At 62.8% G+C, this 16,112-nt stretch carries 16 protein-coding genes and 1 pseudogene; 4 read left to right on the forward strand and 13 right to left on the reverse strand.

From position 1 onward, the window contains the following. Positions 1 to 270: 270 nt before the first annotated feature. The 9 genes and pseudogenes from AC1Z32_RS36500 to AC1Z32_RS36540 all read right to left on the reverse strand — a co-directional run. On the reverse strand, positions 271 to 1,227 hold the full coding sequence (locus AC1Z32_RS36500; protein WP_483483732.1) for an alpha/beta fold hydrolase: 957 nt from the start codon (positions 1,225 to 1,227) through the stop codon (positions 271 to 273). Between the two features lie 69 nt (positions 1,228 to 1,296). After that, the gene (locus tag AC1Z32_RS36505; RefSeq protein ID WP_483483733.1) at positions 1,297 to 2,598 is read right to left on the reverse strand and encodes a glycosyltransferase family 87 protein; all 1,302 of its coding nucleotides are present in this window, start codon (positions 2,596 to 2,598) and stop codon (positions 1,297 to 1,299) included. A gap of 238 nt (positions 2,599 to 2,836) precedes the next feature. Next, on the reverse strand, positions 2,837 to 3,712 hold the full coding sequence (gene yghU, locus AC1Z32_RS36510) for a glutathione-dependent disulfide-bond oxidoreductase (protein WP_483483734.1): 876 nt from the start codon (positions 3,710 to 3,712) through the stop codon (positions 2,837 to 2,839). 103 nt (positions 3,713 to 3,815) lie between these two features. Then, a complete protein-coding gene (locus AC1Z32_RS36515) occupies positions 3,816 to 4,196 on the reverse strand; it encodes a TraR/DksA family transcriptional regulator (protein WP_483483735.1) in 381 nt (126 codons plus the stop codon). 68 nt (positions 4,197 to 4,264) lie between these two features. Further along, the gene (locus AC1Z32_RS36520) at positions 4,265 to 5,068 is read right to left on the reverse strand and encodes a family 1 encapsulin nanocompartment shell protein (protein WP_483483736.1); all 804 of its coding nucleotides are present in this window, start codon (positions 5,066 to 5,068) and stop codon (positions 4,265 to 4,267) included. Continuing rightward, complete coding sequence (locus AC1Z32_RS36525) at positions 5,061 to 6,104, reverse strand: Dyp-type peroxidase (RefSeq protein ID WP_483483737.1); 1,044 nt, start codon at positions 6,102 to 6,104, stop codon at positions 5,061 to 5,063. Before AC1Z32_RS36525 ends, AC1Z32_RS36520 begins: the two co-directional genes overlap by 8 nt. Positions 6,105 to 6,288: 184 nt before the next feature. After that, positions 6,289 to 6,612: a DUF6566 family protein gene (locus AC1Z32_RS36530; protein ID WP_483483738.1), complete on the reverse strand. Its 324-nt coding sequence runs from the start codon at positions 6,610 to 6,612 to the stop codon at positions 6,289 to 6,291. 387 nt (positions 6,613 to 6,999) lie between these two features. Continuing rightward, positions 7,000 to 7,470 carry an NUDIX domain-containing protein gene (locus AC1Z32_RS36535; RefSeq protein WP_483484140.1) on the reverse strand — a complete coding sequence of 157 codons (471 nt, stop codon included), beginning with the start codon at positions 7,468 to 7,470 and terminating at the stop codon, positions 7,000 to 7,002. A gap of 30 nt (positions 7,471 to 7,500) precedes the next feature. Continuing rightward, a pseudogene (locus AC1Z32_RS36540) lies at positions 7,501 to 7,644 on the reverse strand (NUDIX hydrolase N-terminal domain-containing protein); the annotation flags it as partial. A gap of 249 nt (positions 7,645 to 7,893) precedes the next feature. Here AC1Z32_RS36540 and AC1Z32_RS36545 point away from each other — a divergent pair. Further along, the gene (locus AC1Z32_RS36545) at positions 7,894 to 8,529 is read left to right on the forward strand and encodes a TetR/AcrR family transcriptional regulator (protein WP_483483739.1); all 636 of its coding nucleotides are present in this window, start codon (positions 7,894 to 7,896) and stop codon (positions 8,527 to 8,529) included. Between the two features lie 50 nt (positions 8,530 to 8,579). Here the strand turns inward: AC1Z32_RS36545 and ttdB are convergent, their stop codons facing one another. Genes ttdB through AC1Z32_RS36560 form a run of 3 tightly spaced genes read right to left on the reverse strand, consistent with a single transcriptional unit; the run spans position 8,580 to position 11,437 of the window. Beyond that, positions 8,580 to 9,188 carry a L(+)-tartrate dehydratase subunit beta gene (gene ttdB / locus AC1Z32_RS36550; protein WP_483483740.1) on the reverse strand — a complete coding sequence of 203 codons (609 nt, stop codon included), beginning with the start codon at positions 9,186 to 9,188 and terminating at the stop codon, positions 8,580 to 8,582. Further along, a complete protein-coding gene (gene ttdA / locus AC1Z32_RS36555; RefSeq protein ID WP_483483741.1) occupies positions 9,185 to 10,084 on the reverse strand; it encodes a L(+)-tartrate dehydratase subunit alpha in 900 nt (299 codons plus the stop codon). The genes ttdB and ttdA overlap by 4 nt, the downstream gene beginning before the upstream one ends. 48 nt (positions 10,085 to 10,132) lie before the next feature. Beyond that, on the reverse strand, positions 10,133 to 11,437 hold the full coding sequence (locus AC1Z32_RS36560) for an MFS transporter (protein WP_483483742.1): 1,305 nt from the start codon (positions 11,435 to 11,437) through the stop codon (positions 10,133 to 10,135). A 140-nt stretch (positions 11,438 to 11,577) separates the two neighbouring features. Between AC1Z32_RS36560 and AC1Z32_RS36565 the strand changes: the two genes are divergently transcribed. Further along, the gene (locus tag AC1Z32_RS36565) at positions 11,578 to 12,501 is read left to right on the forward strand and encodes a LysR family transcriptional regulator (protein WP_483483743.1); all 924 of its coding nucleotides are present in this window, start codon (positions 11,578 to 11,580) and stop codon (positions 12,499 to 12,501) included. 12 nt (positions 12,502 to 12,513) lie between these two features. Here the strand turns inward: AC1Z32_RS36565 and AC1Z32_RS36570 are convergent, their stop codons facing one another. Next, on the reverse strand, positions 12,514 to 13,443 hold the full coding sequence (locus AC1Z32_RS36570) for a LysR substrate-binding domain-containing protein (protein ID WP_062607068.1): 930 nt from the start codon (positions 13,441 to 13,443) through the stop codon (positions 12,514 to 12,516). Positions 13,444 to 13,551: 108 nt separating this feature from the next. Here AC1Z32_RS36570 and AC1Z32_RS36575 point away from each other — a divergent pair, with 108 nt between their 5' ends. Together AC1Z32_RS36575 and pyk are read left to right on the forward strand one after the other, a co-directional pair. Then, positions 13,552 to 14,637 (forward strand): tartrate dehydrogenase, encoded by a 1,086-nt coding sequence (locus tag AC1Z32_RS36575; protein ID WP_483483744.1) that lies wholly within the window; start codon positions 13,552 to 13,554, stop codon positions 14,635 to 14,637. Positions 14,638 to 14,652: 15 nt separating this feature from the next. Then, entirely contained in the window at positions 14,653 to 16,071 is a 1,419-nt protein-coding gene (pyk, locus tag AC1Z32_RS36580; protein WP_483483745.1) for a pyruvate kinase, read from the forward strand. Positions 16,072 to 16,112: the final 41 nt, after the last annotated feature.

The raw sequence follows: 16,112 nt of genomic DNA on the forward strand, positions 1-16,112 counted from the left end.
CAATGCCGGGCGATCGACGATGACCGACGAATTCATGAGAAGCCGGTTATCGGTAACTTGTGCAGCGCTTCACGCTTCGGGAAGTCGAAATTGCTGACTATCGGGCGTAATGCTTTCCAGCCGAGGCAAAGCGTTGCCGGGCAGGATACAGCGGGGAAAGATTACTTTGTTCTGATGTTGATGTAAACCCGATAGCAGAAAAAATATCTTGTCTGGTGCAAGATTTAAACCGGTATCTTCTCTGTTTTGTCGTTCTGCACGCAGTCGTTTCTACGGCGTAGTTCGCGACGCTGCCTTCCATGTTCCAGGGTCGCGCACCGCATCGACCACCCGGCGTATCGCGGCGATAACCAGCTCCGGCTGATCCTGATGGATGTCGTGCCCGCTCTTCTTCGCGATGACGAGTTTCGCGTCCGGTGTCATATGCGCGAGGTCGTCGTGCAAGCCGCTCAAGATCGCTTCCATCTTGTCGCTCGGCCATCCGGGAAACGGCGCGGCAAACGGAATGCCGTGAACGAGGACGTAGAGCGGTATCGGGCGCATCGGGGCTTGCGCTCGTGCCTCGCGCACCTGACGGGTCGAGGCGTCGTTCTCGAGCGGTGCGGTCCACCATTGCTCCGCTTCCGGATACGCGTCGAGCAACTCCTGATTCTTCACGGTGAGTGCTTCGAACGTGTTCCATTGCGCGGGCGGCAGCGCTTTGTGAAAGCGCAGCCAGACGTTCTCGGGCGTCGTGTCGATCAACACCATGCCCACGACATCATCGGGATAGGTGCTCGCATAGAGTCGCGAGACGAGGCCACCGGCGGAATGTCCGACGAGCACATAAGGACCGGGAATTTTGGCGGCAGTCAGCAGCGCGTGGAGATCGGCGACCTTGTCGCGCGTGGTTCGCGGCTGGGGCACCGGCGTGCTGCGGCTTGGCAGAAACTGCGGACCATTCGGATCGAGTTTTGGATCGACTCCGAAGAGTGTGCCCGGCCGGTCGTATGCGCAGACGCGTGTAAAGGCGGCCACGCCCGGCAACACCATGGTTCGCGAGTCAGAGGGATGCAGCTTGTCGCGGCTCCAGACGTCGGCGCGGTTGAGCGCGCCCGCTTCGAGAATCACGGTGGGACTGCCGTGTCCCCGGCACTCGAGATAGAGCGATCGTCCTCCGCCGATGTCGACCGGCCCCGAAAAGTCGCTTGGCGACGCAGCCGAAGCCTGCAGGATCACACTCAGCATGAAGCCCGCAACGAAGCGATGGCGGCACATGATGACGCAGTATCAGGCCCGCGGCGCTTGCCGGAATGCTCAGGGCATTAGCGAATCGAGGCGGCCGCTTTCCATTTGCGGGTTGCGTCGCCGCGCCGACGCCGGCGGGAAATACCGCGCGACGCAGAGCACCCACGTAAGCAACGCCGAAACGGTATACATCGCGGATCGTTCCATGAAGAACAGCAGGAACACCGCAAGCGCGAGGAGCACGATCTCGGCACGAGGTCCGATGGCGGACTGCCGCAGATCCCATCGTTCCAGCGCGGTCCCGAGCAGAATCGCCAGCGGAATCAGCGCGACGACCATATGAATCGGCTCCAGAATAGGCGCGGCGAGCAGCATCGTGATGCACGCGAGCCCGTAGTCCATGCGCCTGTCCTGGCTGCGGCGCAAGACGAGATAGCACGCCAGCAGACACACGATCGCGGCGAAGATCGTCGACGTGGCATGAAGCGTGGCTTCCGGCGCGGGCATGCCGAGCCTTTCGGATATCGTCTGCAATGCGCCGCGCACCGAGCTGTTGCCCGGCAAGCCGCCCGCGCCCACGATGTGCGTTTGCGCGCGCGCGATCTCCACCGTGAAGTAATCCCAGATGATGCGAAAGCCGAGCTGACTCGCGGTGAAGAGCGTGAGCGCGATTGCCCAGATGCCCGTCGATACCACCGTGCGCCATTCGCGTCGCAACAGCAGCAGGCCGACGACCGCGAGCGGCGTCACTTTGAAGACGACCGCCAGCGCGAGAAAGACGCCCGCGGCCCAGCGATTGCCGCGCTCGACCAGAAAGAACGCCGTGGCCAGCAGGAAGAACAGCAGCTCATTCGATTGCCCGAGATACGCGTCATGCAGCACCGGAAAGCTCAGCAACGTCACAGCGATAAGCAACGCGGTCACGCGCTTGTCTTCGCCGCGATAGGCCATCTTCGCGAGAAGAATTGCGCCGATGATGCATAGCACGACGGACATCGCGACCCACGTCAGCTTCGCGGTGAACGACGGTAACAGCGCAAACGGCGAGAAGATGAGTGCGAACTGCGGCGGATAACAATAGATGAGGATATCGTTGACTGTATTCGCGCCGAGATTCGATATATACGAAACCAGTTGCTCGTTGTTGTACAGAAGCGATGGATCGTGCGGCGAGTTCAGCACCGTGCTGAACGCGTAGTAATAGAAATTGAAATCGCTGAATGCGCGTGGATGGTCGGCGCCGTACGAAAGCGTGTAGTGATAGATGATCACCATGCGGATCGCGAGAAACCCCGCTGCGACCAGCATCAGCAAGGCCGCAATGGTCCGAGCGTTATCCGCGGACCTGGCGCCAACCCGAGCGTTCAACATGGACGTTCTCCGTGTGTCGGCTTTCACGTTGTAAGGACGGTATAGTCCTGAGCTTCGAGAATCGTCCGTCATTCGTCGCACGAAAGCGCGTGCGTGAAGCGATGGAGGATCGTACGGCCTACGAATCGTGACAGCATGACAGGGGAGGCGTCAATCGTGTTTTTTGCACCGCAATGATGCAGGCGTTGACGAAAAGTGGCTCACGTCCGTGGGTTTTTTTGAACGTCGCGCTATCGCGTCACGTGTCTGCGGATAGCTTGTCCTGTGTGCGCGTGTCGAAGTCCGACGCGTCGTGTCGCTCGTGCAACTGGGTCGACGGCTCGCCGAAGGTGCGGTTCACCATGCGGCCGCGCTGCACGGCGGGACGCGCGCCGATCATATCGGCCCAGCGGCGCATGTGCCGGTATTCGTGCACGGAGAGAAACTCGGCCGCATCGTACAGCCAGCCGTTCACGAGGCCGCCGTACCACGGAAAGATGGCGATGTCCGCGATGGTGTACGCGTCGCCGGCGATATACGCGCTGTCGGCGAGGCGCTTGTCGAGCACGTCGAGCTGACGCTTCACTTCCATTGCGAAGCGGTCGATCGGGTATTCCATCTTGCTCGGCGCATAAGCATAGAAGTGCCCGAAGCCGCCGCCGAGATAGGGCGCGCTACCCATCTGCCAGAAGAGCCACGAAAGGCATTCGGTGCGTTTGGCCGGCTCCGTGGGCAAGAATGCGCCGAACTTCTCCGCGAGATAGAGCAGGATCGCGCCCGATTCGAAGACGCGCACGGGCGTTGCGCCGCTGTGGTCCATCAGCGCCGGGATCTTCGAATTCGGATTGACTTCGACGAAGCCGCTGCCGAACTGCTCGCCGTCGCCGATGCGAATGAGCCATGCGTCGTACTCCGCGCCGCGATGCCCGAGCGCGAGCAATTCTTCGAGCATGACGGTGACTTTGACGCCGTTGGGCGTGGCCAATGAATAGAGCTGCAGCGGATGACGGCCGACCGGCAATGCCTTGTCATGCGTCGGCCCGGAGACCGGCCGATTGATGTTGGCAAAGCGTCCGCCGCTTTCCTTGCTCCAGGTCCACACGCTTGGCGGCACGTATTCCGGCGATGCACTCATGCTTCACGCTCCTTGTCGCGAGATCGATCGATTCGCCCGAGGTTAGCAGGTCGACGGCAAACGTGCTTGGCGCTTCGAGTGCAACGGCACGCGCATACGGGCATCATCGGCCCGCTTCGCGCCTGCCTTGTTCCTCCACCGTGAGAACCGCTTCGGGCATCGCTTCGAGACGCGCCTTCGGGATGGGCTCGCCGCTTTCGTCGGAGAGTCCATACGTGCCTTCCGCGATCTTCCGCAGCGCGCGTTCGATGTCGCCGATGCGCCGATCGTTCACGTTGCGCAACGCCTGATTCGCGATGTCCTGCTCCATGCGTTGGGCATCGTCCTCATACTCGTGCGCCTCGGAACCGCGCTCTTCCTGCAATCGACGCTCTCCGGCGATGCCGCCTTCCTCGCTGCCGAGCAGTTCGCGCTTCAGCGCGAGAAGACGCTCACGCTGTGTCGCGATGAACTCGTCGCTCAGGCCGCCTTGTTGACTGGGCATGATCGTGCTCCTTGGAACCAGTGTTCGTAAGCGTGGCGTGACAGGGCCGCCACGCTTCATATATACCGCTATTCACCTGCCGGGATGGAAACGGACGCCTCGCTCGTGAGCATCAGGAACGTGAGCGTTTCGCGCAGATAGAGTTGGACGGCCGTATCGGTATGGCTCGTGTAGCCGATCGACAAGTCCTGTCCGATATGCAGTTCGTAATCGCCACCGCGCGTCGACAGCACGCAGCCGCCCTGCAGCGCGGGCGCCCATATGAGATCGCCGCTGACGATGCGCTTGATATGCTGGATGACCGGATAGCCCTGATCGCTTGCTTCCGCGAGCGCGGTATAGGCATCCGCGCCGAGCAGCACGGAGTAGGGGCCATCGACGCCGGCAAGCCGAAGCTTCTCGAGCGCCTGGCTGATGGCGGCGGGATAATCGGCGACATCCGCGGGCAACAACGTGGGCGCGTTCGAGCTGCCTTCGCGAATGCCGACGATGCCCGCAGCCGCGAAGCCGTCGAAGATGGCGCCATCCTCGGCGAGCGCCAGCTCGTTCGCGGCGGTCTTCGCGGGTTGCCAGTCGCCGTCGTTGGAGCCGCGCTCCACGCTGTCGATGGCCTCGCGCTGCAACGTGAACGGCACCGTGAGTTGCACGAGCTGCCTCACTTCATACAGCTTCGCCGAGACGCCTTTCTTCGGCGAGGCGATGTTGGTCTGATGTCCCGTGCCGATGCCCGATAGCGCCGTGCCGCCGGGGCTCTTCACATCGACGACGCGGCGGCCCGCGAGGGCGCGCTTGAAGGTGCGTGCGACTTCGGCTTCGATCTGCGCCCATGCGGCGCTGGAGACGGGCGCGAGCTCTCGATGCAGATTATTCATGTTGTGGCGTTCCTTTGAGTGAGCCAATGTTCAATGTGCCTTCGCGACCATCCTCGCGCTGGCTTTCTTCGATCGAAGCGGTCGCGGCATCGGGAATACGGTCGGGAAGTTCGTCGAGCAGGTCGGTGGACGGCACGAAGAAGAGGCCGCCCGTCACCGCGCGGCTGTAGTCGAGCAGCCGGTCGTAGTTGCCAGGCGGCCGGCCGACGAACATGTTTTCCATCATCTGCTCGATCGGCTTCGGCGTGCGCGCATAGCCGATGAAATACGTGCCGAACTCCTTCGCGCCCGGCCGGCCGAAAGCCATGTTGTGGCGCAGGATCTTCACTTCCTCGCCGTTCTCGTCGATCGTCGTGAGCGAGCTGTGCGAGCACGAGGGCTTCACGGCCGCATCCAGTTCGACATCGGAAAGCTTCTCCCGGCCGATGATCTTTTCCTGCTGCTCGACGGTCAGTCCGTTCCATGCGTCCAGATCGTGCAGATACTTCTGCACGATCACGTAGCTGCCGCCGGCGAAAGCCGGATCATCGTCACCGATGATCGTGTAATTCGCGGCGCTCTTGCCTGTCGGGTTCTCGGTGCCGTCGACGAAGCCGACCATGTCGCGCAGATCGAAGTAGCGGAAGCCGTGCACCTCGTCGACGACCGTGACCGAATCGCCGAGCTTGTTGAGCATCTGCGACGCGAGCTCGAAGCACAGGTCCATATGATCCGCGCGGATATGCAGGAGGATGTCGCCGGGTGTCGCGATTGCGCGCCGATCGCCCGAGCCGAACTCGCGAAACGGATGCAGCGACGCGGGACGCGGCGCGCCGAAGAGCAGTTCCCACGCATCGGAGCCGAAGCCGCATACGCAGGACAGGTTCGCGGTCGGCGCGCGCATGCCGACCGCGCGGACCAGCGCCGCGATATCGCCGCACCATGAGCGCACGACATCGGCCTTGCCTTCGGCGCGGGAAACGGTGGCGACGATGAAGATCGCGCTCCGGGAAATCGGGTCACAGACGGCTTGAGGTTCTGGTGTGTTGTCGGGCATCTGAAGAGTTGGATTGCGTGAAGCGGTTGATTGATTCGATCGACACGTCACGGCGAAGGCCCGCGTCTTTCGGGCGCGAACCGCGCGTGAATGCCTGCTGACTTCGCTTGCTTCGCCGAAAGGCGAGGTATTGCGTGAGACCCCGGCGCAACCTGGAAAGATGCATCCGGGATGAGAAGATGCCTCAACTGCCCGGCGTGAAGGTGTGGCCGGAGCTCCGTTCGGTTTCCGTGATGAACCACGTTTGCGCGTGCCGGCGCGTCACCACCCAGGAGTGAGTGTCACTGCCGTTCAGGTGTTGCCTGATGATCCGCCGCGCCCGTTCGATTCCGTCGCGCACGGCTTCGTCAGCGGTGCGCCATTCCGGCTGCACGGTCTCGGGCCAGGGGGCGAACGCGGCCTGGCCATCGCGGCTCACGTTGAGGTTCGCGACCCACGCGCCGCGTTCATTGCGCCGGGTAGCGACTGAGATTTCGAATCCCGCATAAACGTCAAAGGCAGATTCCATCTGGTCCTCCGATGCGGATCAACACTTCGATAAAGGCGGCCTGGAGTTTCATACGATTATAGATTGGCGCAGTCCACCCGCTTTGAGCGAAAGCAGTGGCCTGACGATACACCAACTTCATGTAACGAATACTCCAAAACGCGCGGTTTCGTCAGATCGTGGGTGGCATGCGCGTCCCGAGTCCTCGCAACAGTGCTATACGGCGGAATCTATATCGGAGTGCGAAGTAAAAGCGCAACTTGAAAGGCAACTAACTGTCTTCCGCGCAAACACCCTTGAAAGCTTCGCCATCAACCCGGCCAACAGCGGCGTCCGCGCACCGGCGACTTCGCGGGCTTTCCCGAAGAGCGTCGAGATGGCACGTCGATGAGCGGGCGGCGCCCCGTTTCAATCGAAATCGATGCCGCCGCCGCGTCGCAGTTCATCGAGTCGCTGAATCTGCTGCGGCATGATCCGGCCCAGCGACAGCGACGGAAGCGCATCGAGACTGAAAAACCCGACCGCATCCGTTTCCACGCCGATCACTTCGCCCGCGCGTACGATCTCGCCGAGAAACACGAGCTTCCAGATATGGAAGACCGACGGCGGATGAGGATGCTTGGCCGTGTCCCACGCCGCGAGCAGGCGAACGATCTCGACGGTATAGCCGCTTTCCTCCCGCACTTCCTTGGCGGCGTTCTCCGCGGGAGACAATCCCACGTCGGCCCAGCCGCCGGGAAGCGACCAATGTCCATCGGCTGCTTCGCGCACGAGCAGGATCTGTCCGGCCTCGTCGAACACCGCGCACCTGACATCGAGCTTCGGATTGGCGTACCCTTCCTCGAACGAAAACAGTTCGGCCACCTGATCAGTTTTCATCGAGGCGATTTCGGCGATTTGCGCATGAGCGATCGCCGCTATTTCTTCGTATCGCTCCTTGTCGAAGACGCCAGTCGTATAGTGCAGCCCCGTCTGGGCAAGTGCGAGCAGGCGGCGAGCCTGTTCGAGCCGTCGTCCGGATGATGAATTCTCGTGTGGCATTGGCGCGTTCATTGGCTATGAGTCCACAGATAGACCCCTGCGATTGTAGCGCCTGCATATCTTTCGATACGAACCGGGCCCGAGCGAGCGTCCAGACTGAAGTTGTCGGCGCAAGCTTTTCCGCCGCTTTCAACTAGCGTTTCATTTTCTCGTCGTCAAGGCGGCGACAATCCGTATTCACAGAGCTATGCTTGGCCCATGACGCTCGGCATAATGGAGCTATTAAGTGACTGTCGAAATTTAATCCGTGACCGCAAAGATATGAGCGAACAACGAGTAAAACGAGATCCGGAAGGCACGCGACGGCGCATTCTCGAAGCCGCCACCGAACAGTTCACGAAGTTCGGGCTCGCGGGCGCGCGCGTCGATGCCATTGCCACGGCGGCAGGCACGAACGAACGCATGCTTTACTACTACTTCACGAGCAAGGAAGGCCTGTATGTCGCGGTGCTCGAAGCGATGTACGCGCAGTTCGCGGAGCGGGAGGCAAAGCTCGATCTGTCCGGCATGCAGCCAGCCGACGCGATTCGCGAGCTGGCGCGCTCCATCTGGACTCATCTGCGGGACAACCCGCAGTGGTTGAGCCTCGTCAATAACGAAAATCTGCACGAAGGGCGATACCTCGAACGTTCGAGCCGATTGCTCGAGGCGCTCTCGCCGGTGGTTGACCTGGTGCGCGTGACGCTCGAGCGCGGCACGGCGGCGGGGCAGTTTCGCGCCGGTATCGATCCGCTGGATTTTTACGTGACGCTCGTCGGCATGGGCTACTACATCGTGTCCAACCGCTACACGATCGACGCGTTCACGGGCCGGAACTATGCGGAGAAACCTCGTCAGGAGGCCATTTCCGCGATGCATCTCGACATGCTGCTCGCCTACCTGCGTCCGGCGAGCTAGCCGGCGCGCGGCGGCCCGGGCAAGGCACCGCGGGCCGGCCGCAACACCGCTTACTTGATGAAGCTGAGCTGCTCGCTGATCCTGTCGAGAATCGGCTTCTTTTTCTCGTTGAACACCGCCTTGTTCTGCTGGATCAGGTTATTGCCCTTGGTGTCGATCGAAATGATCAGCGGGCCGAATTCCCTGACGCGGTTGATCCACAAGGTTTCCGGCATGCCCAGATCCTGCCACTCCGCGCCTTCGATTTCCTCGACCAGCGTCGCGGCTAGTACCGCGCAGCCGCCCGGAAAGATCGCGTGCACGGCCTTGTGCTCCTGACAGCCCGCAGCAGTCTCGGGGCCCATGCCGCCTTTGCCGACGATCAGCTTCACGCCGGTCTGCTCGATGAACTCGCGCTCGAACTTCTCCATGCGCATGCTCGTCGTCGGGCCGATGGACACCATTTCGAAGCTGCCGTCGTCTTTCTTGCGGACGATCGGGCCCGCGTGAAAGATAGCGCCGCCTTCGAGATCGACGGGCAATTCCCGGCCCTGCTCGATCAGTCTTCGATGCGCGACATCGCGGCAGGTGACGAGCCGGCCAGTCAGATAGACGACGTCGCCGACATTGAGGTCTTCAAGATCTTCGCTCTTGATGGGGGTGGTCAAAACTTTTTTCACAGCACCACTCCTTCGTGGGAAAGGATTTCGTACGACAGGTCGGCATTGATGCGGATCTTGCCGCGCCGGTGCGCCCAGCAGCCGGTATTGATAGCGACGCCGATAGTCGACGGATGGCGCGCCGACGACTCGATATTCACGCCCATCACGCTGTTGTTGCCCTTCAGGCCTTGCGGTCCGATGCCGATCTCATTGAGCCCGTCCTCGAGCAGTTCTTCCATCAGTGCGGCGCGGGGGTTGTCGCTCTTCGAATCGACCGGCCGCAGGATCGCGAGCTTGGAGAGCCGCGCCGCGGTCTCGACCGATGTCGACACGCCGATGCCGACGAGCAGCGGCGGGCACGCATTCACGCCGCGCTCGGTGATGACATCCATCACGAACTCCGCGACGCCTTCGTAGCCTTGCCCCGGCATCAGCACCTTGGCCGCGCCGGGCAGCGTGCAGCCGCCGCCGGCCATGTACACGTCGATGGTGCAGCTATCCTTTTCCGGCACGATGCGCCAGTCCAGCCAGGGAATCTGCGTGCCGGTGTTGGTGCCGGTGTTCTTCTCGTCGAAGGTTTCGACGGCGTTGTGGCGCAGCGGGCCCATTTTCGTCGCGCCCGCGGTGGCTTCGCGCAGGATCTCTTCCAGTTCTCCGAGCAGCGGAAACTTCGCGCCGGCTTCGACGAAATACTGGATCACGCCGGTGTCCTGGCAGCTCGGGCGGTCGAGCTTGTCGGCGGCTTCCTGATTGCCATCCATCGAGTCATAGATCGACTTGGCGAGCGGATTCGTTTCCAGCGTGCGCAGTTCGGCGAGCTTCGCCTTCACATCCTTGGGCAGACGCTTGCCGATATAGGCGGTGAATTTCGCCATGGTGTCCGTGACGGACTGAACGGCTGCTTCCTTTTCCATGTTGCATTCCTCTGACGACGTATTGTTGGGACGGGGGCGCGTCTGGTTTCAATGCACGGCTGCATTACCGGGCGTGACGGGCGATTTCTGCGTGCGTGCCAGCAGCAGCGTGAGCACGGCGGAGAGCACGAGCAGGCCCGCGACGAAATAGAGTCCGCCGCTGAAGCTGCCGGTCCGATCCTTCATCCAGCCGATCATCGCGGGGCCGACGAAGCCGCCGAGATTGCCGATCGAATTGATGGTGGCGATGCCCGTGGCCGCCGCGGCGCCGGAGAGGAACATCGTCGGCATGGTCCACAGGGGCGGCTTCGCGCAGCTGATGCCGATATTCACGAGCGTCAGCGCGGCGATCAGCCCGACGACGCTATTGGCCATTGCCGCGACCACGAGACCGACCGTCGCCGCCACGCAGGCCAGCACGACGTGCCAGGTGCGCTCGCCGGTGCGGTCGGAGTGGCGCGACCAGAAGACCATCGCGATGACCGAGACGACGGGCGGAATCGCATTGAGCAGGCCCACCGTCATCGACGAGACGCCCAGTTGCTTGATGATCTGCGGCGCCCAGATGCCGAGCGTGTACAGGCCCGCCGACGTGCCGAAGTAGATCAGCGACAAGGCCAGCACGCGAGGATTAGCGAGACCGCTGATGATGCCGTGCTTCGCGCCGGCCGAGGCCCGGCTCGCGGTTTCCGCGTTCATCACATTGACCAGCCATGCACGCTCGTCGTCCTTCAGCCACTTCGCCTTTTCGGGCTTGTCGGTCATGTAGAAGAACACGACGACACCCAGGATGAGCGCGGGGATGGCTTCGAGAATGAACATCCATTGCCAGCCGTGCAGGCCCATCACGCCGTTCATTTCGAGCAGCGCGGCGGAGAGCGGCGAGCCGATGGCGGTGGAAATTGGCGCGGCGGCCATGAAGAACGCCGTCACACCCGCGCGGCGGCGGGCCGGGAACCAGTAGCTGAGGTACAGGATGATGCCCGGGAAGAAGCCCGCTTCGGCCGCGCCGAGCAGAAAGCGGATGATGTAGAAGCTGGTCGGCCCGGTGACGAAGGCCATCGTCGCGGAAATGATGCCCCACGTGACCATCACGCGGGCAATCCACATGCGGGCGCCGACCTTGTGCAGGACGATGTTGGAGGGCACTTCGAACAGGAAGTAGCCCCAGAAGAAGATGCCGGCGCCGAAACCGAGGATCGAGGCGGTGAAGCCCAGATCGGTTTTCATCGTGAGGGAGGCAAAGCCGATGTTGACCCGGTCGATGTAGGCGATGAAGTACAGCAGCATGATGAACGGCACGATGCGCCAGCTGACCTTGCGCAGGGTACGTTTTTCCAGATCCATATCCATGGAATGTCTCCTTTATCCGATGACCAATCGATGTCGCGACCGTCTTGCGCGGCTTCGCTCTATCCGGAACCAAGGTTAAAACCGATGGAAACGCGTATGAATCGATCTAAACTTAATACATCATTGCAAAAAACTCACGAATGAACATGGACTCGGAGCTGGGCTTCTTTTGTCTGCTGGTGAAGCAGGGCAGTCTCGCCTCGACGGCGCGGGAATTGAACCTGACGCCACCGGCGGTTTCGCGGCGGCTTTCGGCGATGGAAGACCGGCTGGGCGTGCGTCTTCTCAACCGCACGACGCGGCGGATCAGCCTGACGAGCGAAGGCGAGGTCTACTTCGCGAACGCGCAGCGCATATTGAGCGACATCGACGACATGGAGCGGCTCGTCTCCAGCAGCCGGGCCGCGCCTAAAGGACTGTTGCGCGTGAATGCGCCGCTGGGTTTCGGGCGGTCTTATATCGGTCCGGCGATTTCGGTGTTCAGCCAGAGTTTTCCCGATGTCGAAGTCCAGTTGCATCTCACCGACCGGCCCGTCAGCCTGCCCGACGAAAGCATCGACGTTTCCGTGCGCTTCGGCGAGATGCCGGATTCGCGTCTGATCGCGAAGAGGATCGCGTCGAACCGGCGGCTGCTCGTTTCATCGCCCGGATACCTGCGCGCAGCCGGCGAACCGGCTCATCCGCACGATCTGACGCAGCATCAGTGCATCGTGCTGCGGCAGAACGAAAGCGCGTATGGCAACTGGCGCTTAAGCCGGGGCGGGCGCACGGAGACCATCAAGGTGCACGGCAAGCTGAGCACGAACGATGGCGAAGTGGCGCTCAACTGGGCGCTGGAAGGGCACGGCATCCTGATGCGCGCGGAATGGGATATCGCCAAGTATCTTCGCAGCGGACGGCTCGTGCAGGTGCTGACCGACTACGACACGCCGCCCGCCGATATCTACGCGGTCTATCCCGAGCGCCTGAATCTCTCCGCGAAAGTGGCGTGTTTCGTCGAGCATCTGCGCGGCTATCTCGGCCAGCACGCCGACGGTCCGTCGCCGGTCAGTTCCAACTGGTAGCCAAGATGGCGGTCACGACCCGCGCCGGGCCACTTCGCCCTTGAGCTCGTGAGCGATGAAATCGACGAACGCGCGAATGCGGTTCGACATCTGGTGGCGCTGGGAATAGACGGCGAAGATATCCGCGTTCGGCGTTTCGTGATCGGGAAGCACGCGAACGAGCGAACCGTCCGCGAGATATTGCCCGAGGTCCCATTCGGCGCGCATCAGAATGCCGTGCCCTTCGAGTGCCCATTTGACCGCGATCTCGCCGTCGTTCGTCGTCAGCGTGCCGTTGATGCGCACGGCCTCCGTCTTGCGCGATGTCCCCCGGCCCGATGTCAGCCGCCACACGCCATACGCTTCGTCGCCCTGGCGAATGCCGATGCAGTTGTGGCGCGTGAGATCGTGCGCGGTGAGCGGCATGCCGCGCGCCGCAATGTAGGAAGGCGCGGCGCACAAGAGGCGCCGGTTCGCCGCGAGCCGCCGCGCGACCACGCGCGTATCCGGCGGCTCGCCGAAACGGATGCAGACATCGAAGGCATCGTCGGTCAAAGGCGGCGGCGTCACCGACAACTGAAGCTGCACCGATACCTGCGGATGCTGCGCGACGAACCGCGATATCACCGGCGCGACGTGGCTGCGCCCGAAGCCGAGCGTCGCGTTCACGCGCAGCAAACCCTTCGGGCTCTGCTTTGCGGAGCCGAGCAGTTCCGATAGTTCATCGATTTCGTCGAGAATCCGGCGTGCGCGTTCGAGATAGAGCTCGCCTTCCGGCGTGAGCATCATCCGGCGCGTGGTCCGGTTGACGAGCGCGACGCCCGCGCGTGTTTCCATCTGCGACAGACGCTTGCTCACGGCGGCCGCCGTCAGGCCCAGCTCACGCGCCGCCGCGCTCAGGCTGCCGGCGGCGGAAAGCGTCGAAAAGAAGCTCAGATCGGCAGGCTGGACGGTATCGGACATCGCGATGATTCGTGAATCAAAGTTAACGATACTTTAAGTTTAGCAGCGGTTTTGAAGCTGGAATGTGGGTAGAGTTCGTTCACACAGACATTCCACGGAGACAGAGACATGAAGACCTATCGCATCGCGACCATTCCCGGCGACGGCATTGGCAAGGAAGTCGTTCCCGCCGGTCAGCAAGTGCTCGAAGCGCTCGCGAAGTCGAGCCGGTCGTTCGCATTCGAGTTCGAGAACTTCGACTGGGGCGCGGATTACTACCGCCAGCACGGCGTGATGATGCCCGAGGACGGTCTCGATGCGATCCGCGACAAGGACGCGATCCTGTTCGGCTCGGCGGGCGATCCTGACGTGCCCGATCACATCACGCTGTGGGGCCTGCGCCTGAAGATCTGCCAGGGTTTCGATCAATACGCGAACGTCCGTCCGACGCGCATCCTGCCCGGCATCGACGCGCCGCTCAAGCGCTGCAAGCCCGAAGACCTGAACTGGGTGATCGTGCGCGAGAACTCGGAAGGCGAATACTCGGGCGTGGGCGGCCGCGTGCATCAGGGTCATCCGATCGAAGCCGCCACCGATGTCTCGATCCTGACGCGCGCGGGCGTCGAGCGCATTCTGCGTTTCGCGTTCCGCCTCGCGCAATCGCGCCCCCGCAAGCTGCTGACGGTCATCACGAAGAGCAACGCGCAACGTCACGCAATGGTGATGTGGGACGAGATCGCGGGCGAAATCGCGAAGGAATTCCCGGACGTCAAATGGGACAAGGAACTGGTGGATGCATCGACCGCGCGCATGGTCAACCGTCCCGAGTCCCTCGATACGATCGTCGCGACGAACCTGCACGCCGACATTCTCAGCGATCTCGCCGCCGCGCTCGCGGGCAGCCTCGGCATCGCGCCGACGGGCAACATCGATCCGGAGCGCCGCTATCCGTCGATGTTCGAGCCGATCCACGGCTCCGCGTTCGACATCATGGGCAAGGGGCTGGCGAATCCGGTCGGCACGTTCTGGTCGGTCGTCATGATGCTGGAACATCTCGGCGAATTCGACGCCGCGAAGCGCGTCATGCGGGCGATCGAAGCCGTGACGTCCGACAAGTCGCTGCACACGCGCGACCTCGGCGGCACCGCGACCACGGCGCAAGTCACCGATGCCGTGTGCGCGCTGATCGACACCAAAGCGGCCAACGCCGCCTGAACGGAGCCGACCGACATGCGCCGAACGCGAAATGCCAGGATCGTCGCCACGCTGGGTCCCGCGAGCACGAGCCATGAAACCATCGAAGCGCTGCACAAGGCGGGCGCCGATGTGTTCCGTCTGAACTTCAGCCACGGCACGCACGACGATCATCAGCGCCGCCTCGAAATCATCCGCGCTGTCGAGAAGGACGCGGGCCGGCCTATCGGCGTGCTGCTCGATCTGCAAGGCCCCAAGCTGCGCATCGGCACCTTCGCGAACGGCCCGATCACGCTGGAGAAGGGCGCGCGCTTCCGGCTCGATCTCGACGCGACGAACCCCGGCGATGTCACGCGCGTCGCGCTGCCGCATCCGGAAATCTTCGCGGCGCTTAAGGAACAGACGAACCTGCTGCTCGACGATGGCCGCGTGCAGCTGTGCGTCGAACGTTGCGGGCCGGACTTCGCCGAAACGACCGTGATCGTCGGCGGTCCGCTTTCCGAGCGCAAGGGTGTCAACGTGCCCGATGTCGTGCTGCCGCTCTCGGCGATGACGGAAAAGGACCGGCGCGATCTCGGCTTCGGCCTCACGCTCGGCATCGACTGGCTCGCGTTGTCGTTCGTGCAGCGTGTCGAGGACATTCTCGAGGTGCGAAAGATCGTCGGGGATCGCGTGGGCATCGTCGCGAAGCTGGAGAAGCCCGCGGCCATCGGCAGTCTCGATGCGATCGTCGATGAAGCCGATGCCGTGATGGTCGCGCGCGGCGATCTCGGCGTCGAGATGCCCGCGGAGCAAGTGCCCGCGATCCAGAAGCGCATCGTGCGCGCGTGCCGCAAGGCGGGCAAGCCGGTGATCGTGGCCACGCAAATGCTGGAGTCGATGGTCGCGGCGCCGGTGCCTACGCGCGCCGAAGCATCGGATGTCGCGACCGCGATCTACGACGGCGCCGACGCGGTGATGCTGTCCGCCGAATCGGCGAGCGGCAAGTATCCCGTCGAAGCGGTGCGGATGATGGACCTCATCATCGCGCAGACCGAACGCGACCCGTACTACCGGGAAGTGATCGCCGCTTCGCACGCGGCGCCGCGCGCGAATACATCGGATGCGATCGGCTACGCGATGCGCCACGTCACGGGTCTGCTCGATGCAGCCGCCACCGTCGCCTACACGAGCTCCGGTTACTCGGCCTTGCGGATGGCGCGCGAGCGGCCGTGCGCGCCGATCGTCGGCATGACGCCGCAGATCGGCACGGCGCGCCGTCTCGCGCTCGTCTGGGGCGTGCATCCGGTCGTGTGCAAGGAAGTGGTCGACATGCTCGAAGTGAGCGAGCTCGCCTGCGAAACCGTGCGCGAGGAAGGGTTCGGCACGACGGGCGATACCGTCGTCATTTCGGCGGGCATGCCCTTCGGCACGCCGGGCACGACGAATCTGCTGCGCATCGCGCAGATCGCGTAAGGCATGGGCGAGCGTAGAATTTCCGGCTCGTAGCGGCGAGC

It is taken from the genome of Caballeronia sp. 11_S32, from assembly GCF_056930355.1.

What these genes read in the sequence shown, in the direction of transcription:
- AC1Z32_RS36520 (WP_483483736.1), bottom strand. Translation starts at nt 5,068, where the DNA reads ATGAATAATCTGCATCGAGAGCTCGCGCCCGTCTCCAGCGCCGCATGG.
- AC1Z32_RS36505 (WP_483483733.1), bottom strand. Translation starts at nt 2,598, where the DNA reads ATGTTGAACGCTCGGGTTGGCGCCAGGTCCGCGGATAACGCTCGGACC.
- AC1Z32_RS36500 (WP_483483732.1), bottom strand. Translation starts at nt 1,227, where the DNA reads ATGCTGAGTGTGATCCTGCAGGCTTCGGCTGCGTCGCCAAGCGACTTT.
- pyk (WP_483483745.1), top strand. Translation starts at nt 14,653, where the DNA reads ATGCGCCGAACGCGAAATGCCAGGATCGTCGCCACGCTGGGTCCCGCG.
- AC1Z32_RS36575 (WP_483483744.1), top strand. Translation starts at nt 13,552, where the DNA reads ATGAAGACCTATCGCATCGCGACCATTCCCGGCGACGGCATTGGCAAG.
- AC1Z32_RS36565 (WP_483483743.1), top strand. Translation starts at nt 11,578, where the DNA reads ATGAACATGGACTCGGAGCTGGGCTTCTTTTGTCTGCTGGTGAAGCAG.
- ttdA (WP_483483741.1), bottom strand. Translation starts at nt 10,084, where the DNA reads ATGGAAAAGGAAGCAGCCGTTCAGTCCGTCACGGACACCATGGCGAAA.
- AC1Z32_RS36560 (WP_483483742.1), bottom strand. Translation starts at nt 11,437, where the DNA reads ATGGATATGGATCTGGAAAAACGTACCCTGCGCAAGGTCAGCTGGCGC.
- AC1Z32_RS36545 (WP_483483739.1), top strand. Translation starts at nt 7,894, where the DNA reads ATGAGCGAACAACGAGTAAAACGAGATCCGGAAGGCACGCGACGGCGC.
- AC1Z32_RS36530 (WP_483483738.1), bottom strand. Translation starts at nt 6,612, where the DNA reads ATGGAATCTGCCTTTGACGTTTATGCGGGATTCGAAATCTCAGTCGCT.
- AC1Z32_RS36570 (WP_062607068.1), bottom strand. Translation starts at nt 13,443, where the DNA reads ATGTCCGATACCGTCCAGCCTGCCGATCTGAGCTTCTTTTCGACGCTT.
- yghU (WP_483483734.1), bottom strand. Translation starts at nt 3,712, where the DNA reads ATGAGTGCATCGCCGGAATACGTGCCGCCAAGCGTGTGGACCTGGAGC.
- AC1Z32_RS36535 (WP_483484140.1), bottom strand. Translation starts at nt 7,470, where the DNA reads ATGAAAACTGATCAGGTGGCCGAACTGTTTTCGTTCGAGGAAGGGTAC.
- AC1Z32_RS36525 (WP_483483737.1), bottom strand. Translation starts at nt 6,104, where the DNA reads ATGCCCGACAACACACCAGAACCTCAAGCCGTCTGTGACCCGATTTCC.
- AC1Z32_RS36515 (WP_483483735.1), bottom strand. Translation starts at nt 4,196, where the DNA reads ATGCCCAGTCAACAAGGCGGCCTGAGCGACGAGTTCATCGCGACACAG.